The sequence below is a fragment of the Streptomyces sp. LS-MS-L19 genome (assembly GCF_058382285.1).
Genome location: NZ_JBYCLL010000001.1, coordinates 3,662,776 through 3,682,090, shown reverse-complemented (window position 1 = coordinate 3,682,090; position 19,315 = coordinate 3,662,776). Strand labels below are relative to the sequence as shown.

The following is a 19,315-nucleotide window of genomic DNA, read 5'->3' as shown; positions in this document are numbered from 1 at the left end:
TGCGACTTATGCAGATCGGTTTGAGCCCCGTTCCGCACCGAGGCCCTCTTGACCGGCGGGGGACGATGGAATGCATGGCTGACCGTTACATCGACGTCTCGCTGGTCAAGCGCGGGATCACCGCCACGGCAAAGCTCCTCGACGACCGGGCGCCCCTCACCTGTGCCGCCGTTTGGAGCGCCCTTCCACTCGCCGGTGACGTCTATCACGCCAAGTACGCGCGCAACGAGATCTACGCCCTCTTCGCGCCCTTCGCGGAAAACGAACCACCCCTGGAGAACCCGACAGTTACCCCGATTCCCGGAGATCTCTGCTATTTCTCCTTCGCGGGCACGCAACTCGGCACGACGTCCCACGGCTACGACCGCGAGGTCCGCCCGGACGCGACCGTCGTCGATCTGGCCCTCTTCTACGAGCGCAACAACATCCTCCTGAACGGCGATGTCGGCTGGGTGCCGGGAACCGTGTGGGGCCAGGTGACCGAGGGTCTGGACGCCCTGGCCGAGGCCTGCAACGACCTCTGGCGCGCGGGCGCCCTCGGCGAAAGCCTCCGCTTCAGCCGGGCCTAGCGCCCACCCCGCCCGGGTGGCACACCCGCCGCCCCCGCCTCGTACAGCGCGTGCGCGGCCCGCAGCACCAGGTCGTCCCGGTGCCGGGCCGCGACGATCTGGAGGCCCACCGGCAGGCCCTCGCCGTCCGTGCCGACGGGGACGCTCGCCGCCGGCTGCTGGGTCATGTTGAAGGGGTAGGTGAAGGGGGTCCAGCCGGTCCAGCGCCGGTGGCCCGAGCCCTTCGGGACCTCGGTGCCCGCCTCGAACGCCGTGATCGGCAGGGTAGGGGTGACCAGGAGGTCGTAGGAGTCGTGGAAACGGCCCATACGGCGGCCCAGTTCCATCCGGACGTCCACCGCCGCGAGATAGTCCAGCGCGCTCATCCGGCCGCCCAGTCCGCGGATCTCCCGCAGCCCGGGGTCCAGCAACCCCCGCTGGTGCGGCCCCAGATGCTGGGTCACCCGGGCCGCCCCGCTGAACCACAGGGTGTGGAAGGCGTCCACCGGGTCGGCGAAGTCGGGGTCGGCCTCGGTGACGTACGCCCCGAGCCGGGCCAGCCGCTCCACGGCCCGCCGTACCGCCGCGGCGACGCCCGGCCGCACCGCCACCTGGCCGCCGAGGGACGGCGAGTACGCGATCCGCAGGCCCCGCACCCCGCCCCGCAGGGCCGCGGTGTGCGGACCGGCCGCGGGACCGAGCGCCGACCAGTCGCGGGAGTCCGGCACCCCGATCACGTCGAGCAGCAGGGCCGCGTCGGCCGCGTCCCGGGTCATCGGGCCCACGTGGGCGAGGGTGCCGAAGGCGCTCGCCGGGTACAACGGCACCCGGCCGTACGTCGGTTTCAGCGCGAAGATCCCGCAGAACGCCGCCGGGATGCGGACACTGCCACCGCCGTCCGTGCCGAGCGCCAGCGGTCCCGCACCGAGCGCCACGGCCGCCGCGGCGCCCCCGCTGGAGCCGCCCGCGGTGCGCGTCGGGTCGTAGGGATTGCGGGTCACGCCCGACAACGGCGAGTCCGTGACGCCCTTCCAGCCGAACTCCGGGGTCGTGGTCTTGCCGAGGAACACCGCCCCGCTCTCCCGTAGCCGGGCCACCGAAGGGGCGTCCTCGTCCCAACTCCCGCTCTCCGGGATCGTCCTGGAGCCCTTGAGCGTCGGCGTCCCGCGCATCAGCAGGATGTCCTTCACCGTGACCGGCACCCCGTCCACCGCGCCGGACGGCTCCCCGCGCCGCCAGCGGTCCGCCGACGCGCGGGCCTGCGCGAGGGCCTCCTCGCCGGTCAGGCGCACGAAGGCGTTCACCTCCGGCTGGATCTCCGCGGCCCGGTCGAGAGCCGCCCTGGTCGCCTCCACGGGGCTGAACTCCCCCTTGCGGTAACCCTCGACGAGTTGTACGGCGGTCAGTCCGGTGAGGTCCTGCATCTGCTGCCCCTCCGCTCGGCGTTCAGTGCCCTGGCACGTACCCGCGCTCCTTGTCGACCACGTTCGTGAGGGATCTGCCCGCGTCCCAGCGGTCGAACAACTCCACGAACTGCGCGCCGAGTTCGTCGCGCCAGCCGACGGTGTCGCCGCTCATGTGCGGGGAGACGATCAGACCCGGGACCCGCCACAACGGGCTCTCGGGCGGCAGCGGTTCGGTGGCGAAGACATCGAGGGCCGCGCCGGCGATCCACCGCTTGGTGAGCGCCTCCACCAGGGCTTCCTCCACGACCAGTTGGCCCCGGCCGATGTTGATGAACCGCGCGGAGGGCTGCATCACCCCGAAGCGGCGGGCGTCGAACATGCCCCGGGTCTCCGGGGTGAGCGGCGCGGCCGCGATCACCCAGTCCGCGCGGGCCATCAGCCGGTCGAGGTCGTCGGGGCCGTGGATCCCGGTGCGGGAGCGGCGGCCGACGAGCGCGGTGACGATGCCGAGCGCCTTGAGGGTGGCGACGATCGCCCGGCCGATGGGCCCGGAACCGACCACGCACGCGCGCGTGCCCGCCACCCGCTGCGACTCCCGGTGCCGCCACACGCCCTCGCGCTGGAGCTCAAGGGTCCGGGGCAGGTCCTTGGCCATCGTCAGGACCAGCGCGGCCACGTACTCGGCGATCGGCCGGTCGAAGACACCGCGCGCGTTGGTCACCCTCGTGTCGGACGCGACGAGTTCGGGGCACATCAGGTGGTCCACGCCCGCGCTCGCCGTGTGCACCCAGCGCGGCCGCGGGCCCTCGCCGGGCCAGGCGTCACGCACCGCGGTCGAGGTGAAGTCCCAGACCAGCAGCACGTCGGCGGACGGCAGCCGCTCGGCGAGCGTGGTCGCGTCCGCGTGCTCGATCCGGGCCCGGCCGGTGAGCCTGCCGAGACGGGGGAGGGGGTCCGCGTCGAGGACGAGAAGGGTGGGGACGGACATCGAGGCACCGTTTCTGCGGAGAGCCGCGCGGGTTCCCAGGAGAGCCGCACGGGCGATTTCTGCACATTCATGCGGAGCGACCGACCTTTTTCCGCCGGTTTCCGCGGCGCGGCCGAGCGTCTGACGTGGGCGGAAACGCCGGGGTGGTTCCGGTGTGACGTGAGCGTGACATGGGCGGATTGACCACGCTCGCACCCGAACCTACCTTCGTCAACACGGGCGTTGTGCACGCTCCGCTGTCCCCCCGTCTCCCACCGTGAGGCCGGTCCCCGCCATGGACGTTTCCTTTCTGGGTGGTCCGCGCCCGCAGCGCGGTGTCGGTGTCGTCGCCCCCTTCGACTTCGCGCTGGACCGCGAGCTGTGGCGCTGGGTCCCCGAAGACATCTCGCTCCATCTGACCCGCACCCCGTACGTCCCCGTCGAGGTCAGCCTCGACCTGGCCCGGCTGGTCAGTGAGCACGAGACCCTGCACGAGGCCGTGCGCACGCTCAACGCCATCGCCCCCGAGGTCGTCGCCTACGCCTGCACGTCCGGCAGCTTCGTCGGCGGGATCGCGGGGGAGCGGGCCATGTGCGCGGCCATGACCAGGGCGGGCGCGGTCCCCTCCCTGACCACCTCCGGCGCCCTCCTGGCCGCCCTCGCCGAGCTCGGCGCGAGCCGGGTCGCCCTGGTGACGCCGTACACCGTGTCGGTGACCAGGTCGCTCGAGGAGTACGTCGCCGAGGCGGGCGTCTCGGTCACCGGGTGCGCCTACATGGGGCTGACCCGGCACATCTGGAAGGTGCCCTACCGCCAGGTCTCCGAGATGGCCCACAAAGCCGTACGGGCCGACGCCCAGGCCCTGTTCATCAGCTGCACCAACCTGCCGACGTACGACGTCATCCCGCAACTGGAGGCGGAACTGCGCATACCGGTGATCTCGGCCAACCAGGTGACCATGTGGGCGGCGCTGCGCCGACTGGGTACCCGAGCCGTGGGACCGTACCAGGCGCTGATCGATCCGGCGGCGCGGTGCGGCCCCGCGCGCCCGGAGATTCCGGGTCTGCCGGAAGTCCGGGGACTGCCGGACGGAGAACAGCAGCAGGAAGGCTGGACATGACCGCTCTCGGATTCCTCTACCCGGGCCACTCCGCGGAGGACGACTATCCGCGCATCGAACAGCTCCTGGGCAGCGACATCCGCCTGGACGTGGTCCACACCGACATCGGCACGGACGCCCACCGCGTGGACGCCCTCCGGGAGATGGGCTCGGCCGAGCGCCTCGCCGCGGGCGTCGAGCAACTGCGCATGTCGGGCGCCGAGTCCGTCGTCTGGGCCTGCACCAGCGGCAGCTTCGTGTACGGCTGGGAGGGCGCCCACGAGCAGGTCCGCGCCCTGGCCCACAGCGCCGGCATGGCCGCCTCCTCGACCTCCTTCGCCTTCGTGCACGCGGCGCGGGAGATCGGCGCCGGGCGGGTGGCGGTCGCGGCGACCTATCCGGACGACGTGGCGGGCCTGTTCGCGGAGTTCCTGCGGGCGGGCGGCATCGAGGTCGGTCAGGTCCGCGGGGCCGGGATCGTCACCGCGGCCGAGGTCGGCACCTGGGGCGAGGAGGAGGTCTTCGCGCTGGCCCGGGAGGCCGACTCGCCCGACGCCGAGGCGGTCCTCCTCCCGGACACGGCCCTGCACACGGCCGGCCACATCCCGGCCCTGGAGAAGGACCTCGGCAAGCCGGTCCTCACGGCCAACCAGGTCACCGTCTGGGAGGCGCTCCGCCTGACGGACCGCAGGGTCAACGCACCGACCCTGGGGGCGCTGTTCACCAAGGAGCCGATCGTCCAGGTGTGACGACCGGACGAGGGGGCCGGCCGACCCCGGGGACGGCCGGTCTCCTCGTCACATCCGGGTCCGGCGGCGCGCCGAGCGCAGCCGCATCGTCAGGCCGATGGCCAGCAGGATCAGGGCGGCGGCGCAGTAGGCCCACGAGCCACTGCCGCGCACGGCGTCGACGGAGGCCAGGACGGCCCACAGGGCGGCCACCACGCTGAGCGCGGTCCAGGCGATGTCGGCGATACGGATGGACAGCTGGGCTTCCTGCCGGGTGCCGGGCTCCAGCGGCCCGATCTCCGACTCCGGCGAAGTGTTCTCCCTCGTCATGGGTGATCCCTCCGGTCCTTCAGATGGTGTGCTCTGGGTACCCGGGGGCCCGTGCGGCAAGCGGCCGGGCACCGGACGGGATGTGGAAGCAGGGGCTCCGGGGGACGAGGGGCGCCGTCCGGGAATAACCGGGGACAGTCTCCTGTTGTCGCCAGGACGACAGCGCACGGCTCATGAGCAGGAGGCACCCCACCGTGGCGGAAGACGAGATCCGAGGGACTGCACAGGGCACCGCCCCCGTACCCCTCTCGGTCCTGGACCTGGTCACCGTAGGCGCCGGCCGCACGGCCACCGACGCCCTGCGCACCAGCGTCGCCATCGCGGGGCTCGCGGAGTCCCGCGGCTTCCACCGCTACTGGGTCGCCGAGCACCACTCGATGCCGGGCGTGGCGTCCTCGTCCCCCGCGGTGATCCTCGCCCACCTCGCCGCCCACACCTCCCGCATCCGGCTCGGCTCGGGCGGTGTCATGCTCCCCAACCACGCCCCGCTGGTGATCGCGGAGCAGTTCGGCACGCTGGAGGCGATGGCCCCCGGCCGCGTCGACCTGGGTCTCGGCCGCGCCCCGGGCACCGACGGCGCCACCGCGGCCGCCCTGCGCCGCACCGACCGCCTCCACGAGGGCGCCGACGACTTCCCCGAGCAGCTCATGGAGCTCACCCGCTTCCTGGACGACGACTTCCCCGACGGCCACCCCTACCGCCGTATCCACGCGGTGCCCGGCCCCGTCCAGGCGACCTCGCCCGGCGGCGTCCAGTCCCCGCACCGCCCGCCGATCTGGCTGCTCGGCTCCTCCGGCTTCAGCGCCCGGCTGGCCGGCTCCCTCGGACTGCCCTTCGCCTTCGCGCACCACTTCTCGGCGCAGAACACCATCCCGGCCCTGGACCTCTACCGCGAGTCCTTCCGGCCCTCCGCGGTCCTCGACGAGCCGTACGCCCTCATCGGCGTCTCCGCCCTCGCCACCGACGACGAGAAGGAGGCCCGCCGCCAGGTCCGCGCCGCCGCCCTCAACATGATCCGGCTGCGCACCGGCCGCCCCGGCCTGGTCCCCACCCCGGAGGAGGCGGAGGCCTACGAGTTCAGCCCGATGGAGGAGGAGTTCGCGAACTCCTGGAACGCCAACGTCGTCCACGGCACCGCCGACGAGGTCCGCTCCGGCCTCGACGATCTCCACAAGCGCACCGGCGCCGACGAGCTGATGCTCACGGGCAACGCCCACAGCGGCGACGTACGCCTGCGCTCGTACGAACTCATCGCCGACGCCTACGGGTTGCCGACGGCCTGACCCGGGTCGCCGACGGCCTGACCGTCAGACCTGGGCGCCCATCAGCCCGGAGATACGATCCGGCGACACCGGCCGCGAGTACAGCCAGCCCTGGCCGGTGTCGCAGCCGATCCGGCGCAGCCGGGTGGCCTGGGCCGAGGTCTCGACGCACTCCGCGGTGACGGTCAGGCCCAGGCGGTGGGCCAGCTGGATCATCGCCTCGACCACCACCTCGTCGGCCGGGTTCGGCGCGACGCCCTCACCCTCGTACTGGAAGCCCCGGACGAAGGAGCCGTCCAGCTTCAGCACCGACACCGGCAGCCGGCTCAGATAGGCGAGGTTCGAGTAGCCCGTGCCGAAGTCGTCGATGGCGATGCCGACGCCCATGTCGCTCAGCGCCTGGAGGGCCTGGAGCGGACGGCCCGCCGAGCCCATCACCGCGGACTCGGTGAGTTCGAGCTGGAGCAGGTGCGGGGCGAGGCCCGTCTCGGCGAGGGTCTTCGCCACGTCCGCGACCAGGTCGGAGTCCCACACCTGACGGACCGCCACGTTGACGCTGACGAAGATCGGCGGCTCGTCGGGGTGGTCCAGCTGCCACTGCCGGGCCTGCCGGCAGGCGGTGGCGAGGATCCAGCGGCCGAGCGGGACGATCGAGCCGTCCTCCTCGGCCAGTGCGATGAACCGATTCGGCGTCAGCAACCCGAACTGCGGGTGGTTCCAGCGCACCAGCGCCTCCACCCCGCGCAGCCGCCCGTCCTCCATGCCCACCAGCGGCTGGTACTCCAGCTGGAACTCCCCGCGCTCGATGGCGGGGCGGAGCGTGGAGGCCAGGGCCTGGCGGGTCATGCGGTGGGCGTTGCGCTCGGGGTCGAACAGCGTCCAGCGGTCCCGGCCGTCGGCCTTGGCCCAGTACAGCGTGGTGTCGGCGGCCTGCATCAGCCCGGTCGCCGAGGTGCCCTCCGCCCGCCGCTCGACCACCCCGATCGACGCCGAGACCGACATCCGGTGACCGGAGACGTCGAAGGGCGCCTGGATCGCCTTCAGCAGGGCCTCGGCGAGGTCGGCGAGCTGCTCGGTGCCGGTGGAGTCCTCGACGAGCAGCGCGAACTCGTCGCCGCCCAGTCGCGCCACCAGGGGCGCGGTCGCCCGGCCCTGTCCCGCCTCGCCCGCGCAGCGGGTGAGCCGCTCGGCGACGGCGGCCAGCAGCCGGTCGCCGACCCGGTGGCCGAGGGTGTCGTTGACGGCCTGGAACCCGTCGAGGTCCAGGTAGCACAGCCCGATCCGGCCCGTGCCGCCCTGTTCGTACGACTCCGGCTCCAGCGCGGCCGTCAGCCGCTCGAAGAACAGGGTGCGGTTGGGCAGCCGGGTCACCGGGTCGTGCATCTGCAAGTGCCGCAGCCGCGCCTGGAGTTCACGCCGGGCCGTGATGTCGGCGACGGACAGCAGGACGCCCGGCGTTCCGTCGGCCAGGGGCGTGATCGTGATCTGCGCCCACATGGAATGCCCGTCGGGATGCTTGAGCCGCCGCTTGCAGCGCAGCTTCGCCTGCCGGCCGCGCAGCACCTCGCGGTAGGAGTGCCAGGTGCGCGCGTCCGAGGTCAGGTCCACCAGGTCGGCGGCCAGGGCCCCGGTCAACTCCCGCGGTACGACGCCGAGCAGCTCGCCGAAGGCGGGGTTGGCGTCGACGACCGTGCCCTCGCGGTCCACCACCGCCATGGCCAGCGGCGCCGCCGCGAAGGCCGCGCGGTGCGACGGCGGCTCGGTACGAGCGGCTGTCGCGCGCTCGGTACGAGCAGGTGTCGTGATGTCACTCTCTGTTACGACCGACCCGTCGAGGTCTGCCGCGGGCGCCGGCCCTTCGGACGTTCCGTTCACCGCTAGCTCCCGCAGTGCACTCGATCGCTGTCCGCGCAGGAAAGTGTGCCGATCATAGAGGCTGCCCTGAGGCCCTTCCAGCCATTGCCCAGTCTCGTGGACCGGCAACCCCTTCTGGCAGATCGTTTCTGCCCGCAGCTGGACGGGTTCTTCGGGCCCAGGACCGGTTGTGACGTTCCGTGAGCGATTCGGGGGTGTCGGCCGGTTCGGCAGGTCACGCCAAGTCACTCGTCCGGTGCAGATAAACAGGACGTACTACTGCAAAACCACACAGGCTGGGTGCGGTATCCCGTGAACCGTTCCCGGAGGTCCTGTTGCCGCGCCCGTTTCCGCGCACTCTTCCGCGCCCCCGACTGCGCAGCACCGCCGCCGTGTTCACCACCATGGCCGCCCTCGCCGCCACCTCCCTCGTCACCGGCCCCTCGGTGGCCGAACCCTTCTCCTCGGCCCCCTGCACCCTGGAGCGCACCGAGGCCCACCACTCGGAGGGCCTGGACACCTGGAACACCGCCTATCCGCGCCCGGCCCGCGCCCTCGACGCGGTGATGGTCTTCCTGTCCTTCCCGGACGCCCCACCCCTGACCAGCCCCGCCGAGCTGACCGCCGACCACTTCCCGGCCACCACCGACTTCTTCTCCCGTGCCTCCTACGGCCGCTTCACCCTGCGCCCGCACCCGCTGCGGCACTGGATCCGGATGCCGCGCCCGTCGACGGCGTACGCCATACAGCGCGACTGGAGCGCCGAGGACCGGTCCGCCTACCTCCATGACGCGCTCGCCGCGGCCGACGCCCAGGTCGACTTCTCGCGCTACGACGTCGTCTACTTCGTCGCCGACCCGGACGCGCCCGGCGTCGACTCGGACGCCACGAAGGTCGTCAACCTGGACGTGCCGCTGCGGGCGGACGGCACGGACATCCGCCGGGTGGTCACCGTCTTCGAGAAGCACCCGCCGGACCAGCTGGTGCTGGCCCACGAGACCGGGCACGTGTTCGACCTGCCGGACCTCTACCACCGGCCCGCGGACGGCAAGGGCGACTGGGACACGTACGTCGGCGACTGGGACCTGATGGGCAGCCAGTTCGGACTCGCCCCGGACCTGTTCGCCTGGCACAAGTGGAAGCTGGGCTGGCTGGAGCGGCGGCAGGTGGTGTGCGTACGGGGGCCTAAGCCGGCGCGGCTGACGCTGGAGCCGCTGGAGGCCGGTCCCGGTAACGCCGGCATCTTCGGGCTGGGCCGCGGCACCAAGCTCGCGGTCGTGCGCACCGGGGTGGACAGCGCGCTCGCCTTCGAGGCGCGGGGGGCGGTGGGCAACGACGCGGCGGTCTGCCGCCAGGGTGTCCTCGTCTACCGCGTCCACAGCGGCGCCGCGTCCGGCGGCGGCCCCGTCCAGGTCATCGACGCCCACCCCCGCACCGAGGCCTGCTGGGAGAACTCCGTCTACCCACCCCTGGCCGACGCCCCCGTCGACACCGGCGAGACCTTCACGATCCCGGACACCAACGTCCGCGTCAGGGTGATGGACCGAACGGTGTCGGGGGCGTGGAATGTGGAGATCACAGCGGGGTGACCCCTGGGCACGCGAAAGGCCCCTCGCAGCTGCGAGGGGCCTTCACTGTCGGTGCGCCGCCAGGGACTCGAACCCCGGACCCGCTGATTAAGAGTCAGCTGCTCTAACCAACTGAGCTAGCGGCGCCTGCTGACGTCGTAGACCTTAGCATCCTGATCGGCTGGGGGAAAAATCGAAATCCGCACGGCGTTCCGGGCCGCTCGGACCGCCGCCCAGACCAGGATTTCCGGGCCCGGCAGCCAGGGGTGGCGGGTGTCCGGGGCGACCAGCCAGCGCGAGGTCAGCCCGGAGTTCGCGGCGCTCAGCGGGGCCGGCACGGTCACCGCGTCCCCCGTGCCGTGACACAGCAGCGGCGGGATCGCCCCCGTACGGCCGAACTCCTCCCACCGCAGCAGCGACGGCAGCCGCTGAGCCGTACCCGGCGCCGAGAACAACAGCATCCGACCCCGCAGCGTCGCCACCGGCCCCGAGCCCGGCCCCTCGTCCCACAGCCGGTCCAGCATCCGGCGCCCGAACATCGCGGGGACGCTGACCACGTCGAAGGCGGTGCCGCAGGGCAGCACCACCGGGGCGGTGGGCCGCTCCTCCCACAACGACAGGGTGCTGCGCGGATACGTTCCTGCCGAGGCGAGCCAGGCGGCCCCGTCCGCGGTGACGCCCGACACGTCGAAGCGGTCGGAGAAGGGTTCGTCGCGAGTGCTCATGTCATCTACAGGTACCGGGCGTGAGCGCGCGATTCCTGAGGGTTGCGGGAAACCGGGACAGGGGAGGGTGAAGGGGAGTATCTTGCCCGCCTGGCATATGCCAAAGCCTTACTCGGGCGGTACGACGGCTCCGGGGGCCGACCACTCAGACGGGGTCGGCGTGCCCGGGGCCGCCGCCCTCCGCACCGCGCAGCAGATCGCGGCCGAACTCGACCATCTTCTTCGCGTAGTCCTCGGTCCACTCGGCACGCTCGGCGATGTCCGCCGCGGTGAGCCGGTCGAAGCGCCGGGGGTCGGCCAGCTGGGCCGCCGCCATCGCCTGGAACTCGACCGCGCGGTCCGCCGCGGCGCGGAACGCGTGCGCCAGCTCGGTGGCCCGGGTCAGCTGCGCGCGGGGGTCGTCGATCGACTCCAGGTCGAAGAAGTGCTCCGGGTCGTCGGCCACCTGTGCGGGCTCGAACAGCAGGGGCGCGGGGCGTAGCCGCGGTTCGTTCCGACGCGGCGTGGGCTCCGCCATGTCTTCATCCTCCTCGTACCTCGTCCGTACCGACGGCCCGCCTGTGCATGGGCCACCGTCCATTGTCCCGCGCCCGTGCAAGAGGGCGGTCCATCTCCGGCGGTACCAAGCACTACGGCCCCGGCGATGTTCCCGCTCACGGCTGCCCCGGGGGGCCGGGGAGTCCAGAGCCGGTCACGGCTGCCATGGCACCCGGTGTTCCGCCAGCCGTGCCGGCACCGCGTGGTTCGCCTCCCAGCCGTCCGGGCTGTATGCATGGGCCGCCTCCGGCGGCGGGCCGGACTCCGTCCGGCGGTGGGGGTGTCGGGGGCCGGTCACGGCTGCCATGGCACCCGGTGTTCCGCCAGCCGTGCCAGCACCGCGTGGTTCGCCTCCCAGCCGTCCGGGAACTTCACCAGGGTTCCCAGCTGGACCGGTTCCGTCGACGGGTAGTCGTCCAGGAGGTCGGTCACGCCCGCTCGGCAGACCACGATGCAGGCGTGGCGGTGGCGGGAGGCCAGGACGCACAGGCGGCCCGTCTCGAGGTGGAAGGCGGTGGCGTCGGGGCGGCCGGAGAGCGGGTGGAGGACGACCGTGACGTCGTACTCGCGGCCCTGGAGACGGTTCGCCGTGTCGACGGTGACCTCCGTGACGCCCAGGTCGGCCAGCGCCGCGCGGACCGCCGCCGCCTGGTCCCGGTGCGCCGTGCCGACGGCGATCCGGTCGGCGGTCAGGGGAGCCGGGTCCGGTGAGCGCTCCGACGTGGCCGCCCCGCCCCGGTCGAGGAGCCGCCGTACGACCGACGCCACCGCCCGCACCGCCTCCGGGTCTGTGCGCGGAGTGTGCCGCGCGGGCAGCTCCAGCAGGCCCCAGCCGGATTCCGCCGCCGCGTCGATCACCCGGTCGGGGCCCGAGCCGTCCGAGGCGACGGCGAAGGCGAGCCGGCGGTCGTCGTGGTCCGTGCCGCTGCGGAAGGGTGTGTACGGGTAGAAGGCGTCGGAGACGAGCGGCGCGGCGGACGCCGGGAGACGCCACGACACCGGCAGGCGGTGCTGCGGCAGCTCGGGGTTGTGCGCCAGCAGCGTCGTCACCGCCGAGGCCGAGGGGTCGTACGACAGCCCCGCCCACTGCTCGCTGCCCACGATCGCGAACGGGTCCAGCTGCCCCGGGTCGCCCACGAACAGCGCCCGCTCGAACAGCCCCGCCACCGCAAGGAGCGAGTCCGACCGCATCTGGTACGCCTCGTCGACGATCGCGTGCGCCCACGGCTCGTCGACCTTCACATGCCCCCACTTGGCGGCCGTGGAGATCACCACGGGCAGGCCGGTGAGATCGCCCGCCTTCGCCGACTTGCGGACCTGGGGCAGGTCGTCCAGCGCCTTGTCGTACGGGTCGGCGTCACTGCTGTGCAACCGCCCGACCGGCAGCTCCGGGTTCTTCTCGGCCAGTCTGAGCACGAGGTCGTCGACCTGGGCGTTGGTCTGCGCGACCACCATCAACGGGCGCCCCGCGTCGGCCAGTTCCAGCGCCGCGCGGACGACGAGGGTGGACTTTCCGGCGCCGGGCGGGGAGTCGACGACCACACCGCGGTGGGTGCCGTGCAGGGTGTCGTGGAGGATCGCGTCGGTGGCCTCGCCGGCGGCCGCTCCGGCATCGAAGACCTGGGTGGTCACAGCACGTCCTCCGGGGTCACGGGATCGGCGGTCTCCTGCACGGCCTCACCGGGCGGACCGCCGTGCGTCCAGGGCGTGTCCTCCGGGTCGGGCAGCTTCGCGCCGCCGCGCTGCTCGTGCTCGAAGAGCGTGAAGCACAACCGGTCGCCCTTCTCCGGCACCGACCCGGCCTCCGGCTCCTTGCCGCGCCCCATCTTGTCGAGGATCTTGAGGACGATCAGCGCGCTGCCGTCAGGAGCGTCCTCGTACCCCACGAACTCCGCCGACTGCGGCTTCCCGCCCAGCGAGCGGTACACCTTGGCCCGCTCGCCCAGATGCGGCCGGTCGTCCGTGCGGACGGTGACCAGTGGGCGCGGGCTCGGCCGCTTGCCCTCGCTGTAGGTCATCACCACGTCGGTGACCTCCCCGGCGAACGCCTCCCCGGCCAGCCGCCGCCCCGCCATCACCAGCGGGTCGTCGAGCGCCTCCTGCGCCTCCAGGCGGGCCTGTTCGCGCTCGCGCGAGGCGAGCTTGTTGGCGGCGGTCACCGCGTCGTCGCGGCGCGGCTGCGGGGGCTCGCCCGCCACGACCCGGTCCCGGTGGCTCGTGAACGACCACCGGTCGCGCGTCCACCGCTCCTCGACATGCGCTCCCTCGGGCAGCGCCCGCAGCAGGTCCAGGCCCCGCCACACCGCGTCCCAGGTGGGGCGCGTCCGGCTCAGGACGAGCGCGCGGATCTCCTGCTCGGCGGCGGTGAGCGCGCCGAGCCGGTCGTCGGCCTCCAGGCCGTCCTCGGCGGCGGCGAGGGCGGTGCGCGCGCGGTCGTAGCGCTCGAAGGCGGGGGCGAGCAGCTTGTTGTCGAACGCCGGGTCGGTGGCCGGACCGGCCGGCGGGTGCCGCAACTGGCCCTGCTCGTCCCGGGCGAGCTCGGCCTCCAGCGCGGCCTCGGCGCCGGAGCGGCCCTCGGGCGGGTCGATCCACGCGAGCAGCGCGCCCAGGTGCTGGTCCTCCAGGGTGGACTGTCCGGTGGACCAGTGCCGGGCCAGCAGGTCCGTCATGGCGGGCAGCAGCGAGGAGCCCGGCACCCGGGCCCGCTCCCCGAAGTGGGTCAGCCACCGGCCCAGCAACGGCACCCTGGGCGGGGCCGGATACGGGGTCTCCGGGTCCTGCTCCGCCGTACGCCGGAACCGCATGGACCGCCCGAGCAGCCGTACGAAATCGACGCCCGCGCGGCTCGGCAGGATCAGCTGCGGGGCGTCCGCGCACAGCTCGACCTCGACCTTGACGCGCTTGCCGGTCTCCGGATCGGTCTCGTTGCGCTCGGCGGCCTCCACCGCCGCCGCGTACCCGTCGACGTAGGGCAGCACGATGTCCGCCAGCTCGGCCAGGAACGCGAACCTGAGGTCCCGGTCCCGGGGCTGCGGGACGACCAGGAGGTGCGGGTCGTCCCGGTCGGTCCCCACGAGCGCCCCGAGCGGGGCACCGGCCTCGCCCGCGGTGGTGAGCGGGACGAGGACGAGGGGCTGGTCGGAGAGATGGCGGTGGCGGACGGTCGCGGCCGGCTGGGCGCGGCCGGTGCTGACGGCCTCCAACCGGGCCAGGGTGGCGATCAGCGACATGCCCGCACCCCCGGAACCTCGGCCGGCACCTTCAGAGCTTCCGCCGGCACCCCCAGGGCCTCCGCCCGTAGCTGGGCCGCTCTCCGCAGCGCCGCCACCGCCGGGTCGTCGGGGTCCCCCGTCTCGCCGCGGGCCGCCGCCAGCACGTCCGCCACCGTCGTCAGACCGCCCAGCTCCGCGCGGACCGAGCGGCCCAGGGTGGTCACCGCGCCCTCCGCGCGGGAGCGGTCGCGGCAGTGGAAGGCGAGTTCGCAGGCGGACAGGCACTCCGGGGCGTAGGTCGCCGGGACCGACTCGACCGCCGCCGTCAGCTCGGCCGCGGGCAGGTCGGGGGCGAAACAGGTGCCGTCGGGCAGGGCATCGGCGATGTCCTGGATGCGGGTGAGGCGGGTCAACTGGCGGGCGGTGACCGCGCGCTGCTTGCGGATGTCGACGGCCGAGGCGGTGGGGAGGTTGGAGAAGTCCTTGGGACAGACCAGAAGAACGCGGTGGCGGACCTTCGGCGCCGGTTCCATCCGGGCCGCGACCTCCTCCAGCGCCAGGACGTACACCGCGGCCTGCCGGGCGGCCGCGCCCACCTTCGCCGGGTCCGCCGAACCGTCCAGCATCGGGAAGGACTTGATCTCCACGACCGTCCAGCTGCCGTCCGGGTGCACCACCACGGCGTCCGGTTCCAGGAAGGCGGGCGAACCGGCGACGTCGAGCGCGAGCATGGGGTGGTCGAGCAGCGTCCAGGCACCGGCGATCGCCTCCCGCAGGGCGAGCGCCGTCCGCGCGGTACGGCCCTCGGGGCCGATCGCGGTGAGGTCGGGGACCTCGGCCTCGGCGGGCGGCTCGGCGCCGCGGTCCAGGCGCTCGTGCACCAGCCGCAGCAGCTCCGCGCCGCCGTCCGCCTTGACCTTCGCCTCGAAGGCGTTGCCGCGCGTCAGGGCGAACTGCGACTGACCGAAGGCCGACGGCGCGCCCAGCGCGCTCGCCAGAGCTGTCTTGTTCACCCCGGCGCCGTCGAGGATCGCGCGCCGCTTGCACCCGGGGTTCGCGGCGAGGGCCGCGAGGGCGCGGGCGTCCAGTGCCTTGGCCGGTACCTCGGGGCCGCGCAGCTCAGCGAGCCGCTGCCGGAGCGCCGTCCCCCGCGTCCGTGGGAGCGGCACTCGGCTCGGCTCCTGGGGCGAACCGGGACTCGCGCTGCCGTGGAATGTGCTCACCCGCCGAAGTCTGGCATCCGCCACTGACAATTGAGGGCTCTGCGTCCCGAGAGGCGACGGTGACGGTTGCTATCCGAGCCCGGATCCCCGCAGTGGCCCGCCCCGCGACCCGGCTGACGTACGGGGCGAGCAGGAACCCGAGTCCCATCACGGCCGCGCCCGCGACCGCGTCCAGGAAGTAGTGGTTCGCGGTGCCCATGACCACGATCGTGGTGATCAGCGGGTAGGCGACGGCCGCGACCTTGGTCATACGCGTGTCGCCGTAGCGCCACAGCATCACACCGCACCACAGGGCCCAGCCGACGTGCAGGCTCGGCATGGCCGCGTACTGGTTGGTCATACCGCCCATGCCCCGCGGGGCGCTCGCCTCGCCGCCCCACCAGCCGTACGAGCTGTACTGGGCCATGGTGTCGACGAAGCCGTGGCCCGCCGACAGGAGGCGGGGCGGGCAGGTCGGCAGCAGGGTGAAGCCGATCAGGCCCATGAAGGTGGACGTCATCAGCCAGGTGCGGGCCGCGCGGTAGTGCGCGGAGCGGGAGCGGAAGAGCCAGACCAGGATGGCGGGCGTCACCAGGTAGTGCAGCGAGGCGTACCAGAAGTCCGCCGGTACGCCGATCCACGCCTGGTCGGTGAACAGCCGGTTCAGCGGGTGCTCGGCGTTGATGTGCAGGAACTTCTCGACCTTGAGGATCGCCAGACCGTGGTCGACGGCTCCCGTGACGTCGCCCCTGGCGAGGAGCCGGCCGGCGCTGTAGCAGGCGTACACCAGCACGATCAGGGGGAGCTCGGTCCACCAGCGCAGCCGCGTGTCCGGGACTGCCTCGGTGCCTGGTGTCTCGGTCAGCGGCATCCGATCCTGTCCCCCTTCGTTTCGCGCGGCTTCCGACGGTCGTTGTCCGGTCGTGCCACTTTACGGCGTATCTGCGGGCCCCTGTGGAGTGCCCCCACGCAGCGCCTTCGGTCCTCGAAGACGCAGAGATCGCCCCTCGGGTTGCCCTCCCACAGGGTGCGCGATGATGGAGGGGTTCCGCCTCCGCTTTCCCCCGGAAAGGTTTCTTCATGGCACCGCGCATCCTGCTGGCCCGGCACGGACAGACCGAGTGGTCGCTGTCCGGCAAGCACACGGGCCGGACGGACGTGCCGCTTCTGGAGGAGGGCCGGCGGGGGGCCAAGCTGCTCGGCGAACGGCTGCACCGGGCGCCGTACGACGGCCTCCCCGGGCTGGAGATCCGCACCAGCCCCCTGGCACGCGCGCGTGAGACCTGCGAACTCGCCGGGTTCGGGGAGCGGGCGGCCACCTGGGACACGCTCATGGAGTGGGACTACGGCGCGTACGAGGGCATGACGCCGGAGGAGATCCAGGCGGTGCGGCCGGGGTGGCTGATCTGGCGGGACGGGGTCCCTTCGGGGGAGTCGCTGGAGCAGGTCGCCGCGCGGGCGGACGAGGTCGTGGCGTGGGCCCGGTCCGCGGACCGGGATGTGCTGGTGTTCGCCCACGGGCACATCCTGCGGTCCATCGGGGCGCGGTGGCTGGGGCTGCCGGTTGCCTTCGCGGCACGGATACGGCTTAATCCGACGTCCCTTTCGGTGTTGGGCTGGGCCTATGGGGAGCCGGCGATCGAGAGCTGGAACGACTTGGGGCATCTGGGTTCGTAGTCGGCTGCGGCCCGGTGGGGCTGCTCGCGCAGTTCCCCGTGCAGTCACGCCTTTGAGGGGCGCGGGGAACTGCGCGACAAGCCCCCCACCGGGCCGCACCCGACGAACGCCCCCGTCACGCGGTCCTCGGCGTAGACGCATGGCGTTCCAGGAACGCCGACACCCCCGCCGCCCTCCGATGCGGCAGCAGCACCCTCGCCGTGCCCGCCAGCATCGTCTGGATGCGGGACGACTGGACCTCGCCCAACAGCTCCAGCACCCGCAGCCCCGCCGCCGCCCCCTCGTCGGGCCGGCCGCCGCGGGCCAGGTCGTCGGCCAGTTCGGCCGTGTACAGCGCGATGTTGCGGGTGAAGTGCGGGTCCTGGAGATCCGCCGCCCGGCGCGCGTGCCGGGCGGCCCGGCGCCAGTCGCCCAGCGTGGACCAGCACTGCGCCTCCAGTCCCTCCAGCTCGGCCTCGCCGTAGAAGCTCATCCACTCGGGGTCCGCGTCGCAGAGGCCGCGCTCGAAGTAGGCCTGCGCGCGGGCGAGGGCCTGCTCGCACCCCGTGCGGTCGGCGAGGCCCGCCCAGCCGCCCGCCTCGCGCAGCGAGAGCAGCGACATCAGCCGGGCCGAGCCCAGCGGCCGGGCGACCCGCTGCGCGGCCTGCGCGGCCCGCACCGCCTCCCGGGGCCGGCCGGCGTCCCGCGCGAGGAAGGCCGTGTTGCAGAAGGCGTGTGCCTCCAGGGCGTCGTCACCGGTCACCCGGGCCGTCGCGAGAGCCTCCGCGTAGTGCGAGCGGGCGTCGTCGAACCGTCCCGAGTCATGCGCCAGCCAGCCCACCGAGATGGCGAGTTCACCCGCGCCCGCGTGCAGCCGGTCGGCGGTGGTCTGCCGGGTCGCGCCGGCGTCAAGGAGCGCGTAAGCGGCCCGCAGTGGAGCCGCCGCGCGCCGGTACAGGCCGTCCGCGCCGTGCCGGTCGTCCAGCAACCGGATCCTGCGGACGGCTTCTTCCAGGGCACCCGCCTCGCTCGCCCCGGCGCGGCGCACCGGCCGCCCGGCGGCGGTGGCGTCGGCGGCGAGCCCGAAGGGGCCCAGCGAGGCGGCGGCCACCGTGGCGCCCCCGCCGGTCATGAATGCGCGACGCAGCACGTCGCTCTCCTCGTAGTTGTCGTACGTCTCGTCAGGGTCCTGCGTGTCTTGCGTGTCATACGGCTCGTAGGCCCCCGGCGTCTCAGACGCGTCCCGTGACCGGCGTCCGCGCACGGTCGAGCGGGGCGCGAAGCCCAGGTCGGTGAGCGTGCGGCCGGGGAACATGTGCAGGAACACCCGTTCGTACGCGTAGTTGGGGCAGCGGATCTCGCCCGCCTCGACGCGGCCCACATAGCGCGCGTCGCAGCTGACCCGTTCACCGATCTCGCGCGCGGCCCGTCGTACCGCCGCGGCGAACTCGGCCGGCGAGCGCTGGCCGCGCAGGCGCCGGAACGCGAGGTTCGGCCGCGGTGGCATGGGGGACTGGGACGAGGTCACCTGTGACGACGCCATGGCCGGGTCCTCTCGTGCGAACCGTCGAACCATGCCGGAGGTGGGGCGAGTTGACTGGTTTGTCAGTGTGACGCCCTGTTTCCGGCGGGCAAGAACGTACCCGCTGTGTCCGGGCCGCCACGCGGGGTTTGGCTACAAACCGGATATCTCATCCGAGATCTGCCATGAACTGCCATCCTTTGCGGCGGACTTGCGCCGTAGCCGTTGACGCGGGCGCGCGTTGAACCCCGTGGAGTCGGACGAGGGTTCCTTGATGGAGGCCGCGATGGAGATCAGCTGTGACGTGGTCACGGTACCGACGCGACACGGCCTGGAGGCCGTCGACATCCTGCGGCGGGGGGTGGGGGACGGCGTGGGACCGGTGCTGCACGACGACGGCGGCCAGACATTGGGCTTCCTGGTGCCACCGGGGACGGCGGCGGGCTGGGACGTGCCGGGCAGTACCTGCACGGAGACCGACGGCCGGGGGCTACGGCTCGCTCCTGAGCCACCGGTGGAGGGCGCCGACTGGCTGCTGCCACCGGGAGACGCCGACCTGGCGACGGACCCGGCAGTGCTACGGGCAGCACTGGACGAGGCGGCGAGACTGATCGAGGCCGCGGACAACTGCCAGTGACTGCACCCACCCCTCAGGGGCGCGGGACTGTATCGCTCCGCGGCTCCGCCGCGGGGCGCGAC

At 73.0% G+C, this 19,315-nt stretch carries 18 protein-coding genes and 1 tRNA gene; 7 read left to right on the top strand and 12 right to left on the bottom strand.

Annotated elements, in window-relative coordinates; translation table 11 throughout:
* The first annotated feature begins 74 nt into the window (after positions 1-74).
* Positions 75-569, top strand: a complete 495-nt coding sequence (locus AC2XR2_RS16185) for a DUF3830 family protein (RefSeq protein ID WP_381306393.1) — start codon at positions 75-77, stop codon at positions 567-569.
* On the opposite strand, the gene AC2XR2_RS16180 is transcribed toward AC2XR2_RS16185, so the two are convergent.
* Together AC2XR2_RS16180 and AC2XR2_RS16175 are read right to left on the bottom strand one after the other, a co-directional pair.
* Positions 566-1,972, bottom strand: coding sequence for an amidase (locus AC2XR2_RS16180; RefSeq protein WP_491515410.1), 1,407 nt, complete (start codon positions 1,970-1,972; stop codon positions 566-568). The genes AC2XR2_RS16185 and AC2XR2_RS16180 overlap by 4 nt on opposite strands.
* A 22-nt stretch (positions 1,973-1,994) precedes the next feature.
* Positions 1,995-2,942 carry a D-2-hydroxyacid dehydrogenase gene (locus tag AC2XR2_RS16175; protein ID WP_330266715.1) on the bottom strand — a complete coding sequence of 316 codons (948 nt, stop codon included), beginning with the start codon at positions 2,940-2,942 and terminating at the stop codon, positions 1,995-1,997.
* Positions 2,943-3,216: 274 nt separating this feature from the next.
* Here AC2XR2_RS16175 and AC2XR2_RS16170 point away from each other — a divergent pair, with 274 nt between their 5' ends.
* Entirely contained in the window at positions 3,217-4,041 is an 825-nt protein-coding gene (locus AC2XR2_RS16170; protein WP_381306399.1) for a maleate cis-trans isomerase family protein, read from the top strand.
* Positions 4,038-4,769 (top strand): maleate cis-trans isomerase family protein, encoded by a 732-nt coding sequence (locus AC2XR2_RS16165; RefSeq protein WP_491515409.1) that lies wholly within the window; start codon positions 4,038-4,040, stop codon positions 4,767-4,769. Before AC2XR2_RS16170 ends, AC2XR2_RS16165 begins: the two co-directional genes overlap by 4 nt.
* Before the next feature lie 48 nt (positions 4,770-4,817).
* On the opposite strand, the gene AC2XR2_RS16160 is transcribed toward AC2XR2_RS16165, so the two are convergent.
* Positions 4,818-5,078, bottom strand: a complete 261-nt coding sequence (locus AC2XR2_RS16160; RefSeq protein WP_330266718.1) for a hypothetical protein — start codon at positions 5,076-5,078, stop codon at positions 4,818-4,820.
* 173 nt (positions 5,079-5,251) lie between these two features.
* Between AC2XR2_RS16160 and AC2XR2_RS16155 the strand changes: the two genes are divergently transcribed.
* Complete coding sequence (locus AC2XR2_RS16155; protein ID WP_381308731.1) at positions 5,252-6,361, top strand: LLM class flavin-dependent oxidoreductase; 1,110 nt, start codon at positions 5,252-5,254, stop codon at positions 6,359-6,361.
* A 24-nt stretch (positions 6,362-6,385) separates the two neighbouring features.
* On the opposite strand, the gene AC2XR2_RS16150 is transcribed toward AC2XR2_RS16155, so the two are convergent.
* Entirely contained in the window at positions 6,386-8,215 is a 1,830-nt protein-coding gene (locus tag AC2XR2_RS16150; RefSeq protein ID WP_449349672.1) for a putative bifunctional diguanylate cyclase/phosphodiesterase, read from the bottom strand.
* Positions 8,216-8,529: 314 nt separating this feature from the next.
* Here AC2XR2_RS16150 and AC2XR2_RS16145 point away from each other — a divergent pair, with 314 nt between their 5' ends.
* Positions 8,530-9,783 (top strand): M6 family metalloprotease domain-containing protein, encoded by a 1,254-nt coding sequence (locus AC2XR2_RS16145; RefSeq protein ID WP_491515408.1) that lies wholly within the window; start codon positions 8,530-8,532, stop codon positions 9,781-9,783.
* Positions 9,784-9,835: 52 nt separating this feature from the next.
* Here the strand turns inward: AC2XR2_RS16145 and AC2XR2_RS16140 are convergent.
* The 7 genes from AC2XR2_RS16140 to AC2XR2_RS16110 all read right to left on the bottom strand — a co-directional run bounded on the left by AC2XR2_RS16140 (position 9,836) and on the right by AC2XR2_RS16110 (position 16,309).
* A tRNA-Lys gene (locus AC2XR2_RS16140) sits at positions 9,836-9,909 on the bottom strand.
* Entirely contained in the window at positions 9,900-10,487 is a 588-nt protein-coding gene (locus tag AC2XR2_RS16135; protein ID WP_381308724.1) for a bifunctional DNA primase/polymerase, read from the bottom strand. Before AC2XR2_RS16135 ends, AC2XR2_RS16140 begins: the two co-directional genes overlap by 10 nt.
* 145 nt (positions 10,488-10,632) lie before the next feature.
* Positions 10,633-11,004, bottom strand: a complete 372-nt coding sequence (locus AC2XR2_RS16130; protein ID WP_123760929.1) for a DUF8844 domain-containing protein — start codon at positions 11,002-11,004, stop codon at positions 10,633-10,635.
* A 314-nt stretch (positions 11,005-11,318) separates the two neighbouring features.
* Positions 11,319-12,656: an AAA domain-containing protein gene (locus AC2XR2_RS16125; RefSeq protein ID WP_491515407.1), complete on the bottom strand. Its 1,338-nt coding sequence runs from the start codon at positions 12,654-12,656 to the stop codon at positions 11,319-11,321.
* A complete protein-coding gene (locus AC2XR2_RS16120) occupies positions 12,653-14,254 on the bottom strand; it encodes a hypothetical protein (RefSeq protein WP_491515406.1) in 1,602 nt (533 codons plus the stop codon). The genes AC2XR2_RS16125 and AC2XR2_RS16120 overlap by 4 nt, the downstream gene beginning before the upstream one ends.
* On the bottom strand, positions 14,245-15,405 hold the full coding sequence (locus tag AC2XR2_RS16115; protein ID WP_491515405.1) for a hypothetical protein: 1,161 nt from the start codon (positions 15,403-15,405) through the stop codon (positions 14,245-14,247). The genes AC2XR2_RS16120 and AC2XR2_RS16115 overlap by 10 nt, the downstream gene beginning before the upstream one ends.
* Positions 15,356-16,309 carry a phosphatase PAP2 family protein gene (locus tag AC2XR2_RS16110; RefSeq protein WP_491515404.1) on the bottom strand — a complete coding sequence of 318 codons (954 nt, stop codon included), beginning with the start codon at positions 16,307-16,309 and terminating at the stop codon, positions 15,356-15,358. The genes AC2XR2_RS16115 and AC2XR2_RS16110 overlap by 50 nt, the downstream gene beginning before the upstream one ends.
* A gap of 209 nt (positions 16,310-16,518) precedes the next feature.
* On the opposite strand from AC2XR2_RS16110, the gene AC2XR2_RS16105 reads away from it, so the two are divergent.
* On the top strand, positions 16,519-17,115 hold the full coding sequence (locus AC2XR2_RS16105; RefSeq protein ID WP_491515403.1) for a histidine phosphatase family protein: 597 nt from the start codon (positions 16,519-16,521) through the stop codon (positions 17,113-17,115).
* Positions 17,116-17,230: 115 nt separating this feature from the next.
* On the opposite strand, the gene AC2XR2_RS16100 is transcribed toward AC2XR2_RS16105, so the two are convergent.
* Entirely contained in the window at positions 17,231-18,637 is a 1,407-nt protein-coding gene (locus AC2XR2_RS16100; protein ID WP_381308928.1) for an NsdA family TPR-like regulatory protein, read from the bottom strand.
* A gap of 265 nt (positions 18,638-18,902) precedes the next feature.
* Here AC2XR2_RS16100 and AC2XR2_RS16095 point away from each other — a divergent pair, with 265 nt between their 5' ends.
* Positions 18,903-19,253, top strand: a complete 351-nt coding sequence (locus AC2XR2_RS16095; RefSeq protein ID WP_330266728.1) for a hypothetical protein — start codon at positions 18,903-18,905, stop codon at positions 19,251-19,253.
* Positions 19,254-19,315: the final 62 nt, after the last annotated feature.

Bases quoted from the DNA above. Each gene is read 5' to 3' on its own strand.
- AC2XR2_RS16095 (WP_330266728.1), top strand. From the start codon at position 18,903: ATGGAGATCAGCTGTGACGTGGTCACGGTACCGACGCGACACGGCCTG.
- AC2XR2_RS16105 (WP_491515403.1), top strand. From the start codon at position 16,519: ATGGCACCGCGCATCCTGCTGGCCCGGCACGGACAGACCGAGTGGTCG.
- AC2XR2_RS16185 (WP_381306393.1), top strand. From the start codon at position 75: ATGGCTGACCGTTACATCGACGTCTCGCTGGTCAAGCGCGGGATCACC.
- AC2XR2_RS16160 (WP_330266718.1), bottom strand. From the start codon at position 5,078: ATGACGAGGGAGAACACTTCGCCGGAGTCGGAGATCGGGCCGCTGGAG.
- AC2XR2_RS16165 (WP_491515409.1), top strand. From the start codon at position 4,038: ATGACCGCTCTCGGATTCCTCTACCCGGGCCACTCCGCGGAGGACGAC.
- AC2XR2_RS16155 (WP_381308731.1), top strand. From the start codon at position 5,252: ATGAGCAGGAGGCACCCCACCGTGGCGGAAGACGAGATCCGAGGGACT.
- AC2XR2_RS16100 (WP_381308928.1), bottom strand. From the start codon at position 18,637: ATGGCGTCGTCACAGGTGACCTCGTCCCAGTCCCCCATGCCACCGCGG.
- AC2XR2_RS16170 (WP_381306399.1), top strand. From the start codon at position 3,217: ATGGACGTTTCCTTTCTGGGTGGTCCGCGCCCGCAGCGCGGTGTCGGT.
- AC2XR2_RS16175 (WP_330266715.1), bottom strand. From the start codon at position 2,942: ATGTCCGTCCCCACCCTTCTCGTCCTCGACGCGGACCCCCTCCCCCGT.
- AC2XR2_RS16120 (WP_491515406.1), bottom strand. From the start codon at position 14,254: ATGTCGCTGATCGCCACCCTGGCCCGGTTGGAGGCCGTCAGCACCGGC.
- AC2XR2_RS16130 (WP_123760929.1), bottom strand. From the start codon at position 11,004: ATGGCGGAGCCCACGCCGCGTCGGAACGAACCGCGGCTACGCCCCGCG.
- AC2XR2_RS16180 (WP_491515410.1), bottom strand. From the start codon at position 1,972: ATGCAGGACCTCACCGGACTGACCGCCGTACAACTCGTCGAGGGTTAC.
- AC2XR2_RS16135 (WP_381308724.1), bottom strand. From the start codon at position 10,487: ATGAGCACTCGCGACGAACCCTTCTCCGACCGCTTCGACGTGTCGGGC.
- AC2XR2_RS16110 (WP_491515404.1), bottom strand. From the start codon at position 16,309: ATGCCGCTGACCGAGACACCAGGCACCGAGGCAGTCCCGGACACGCGG.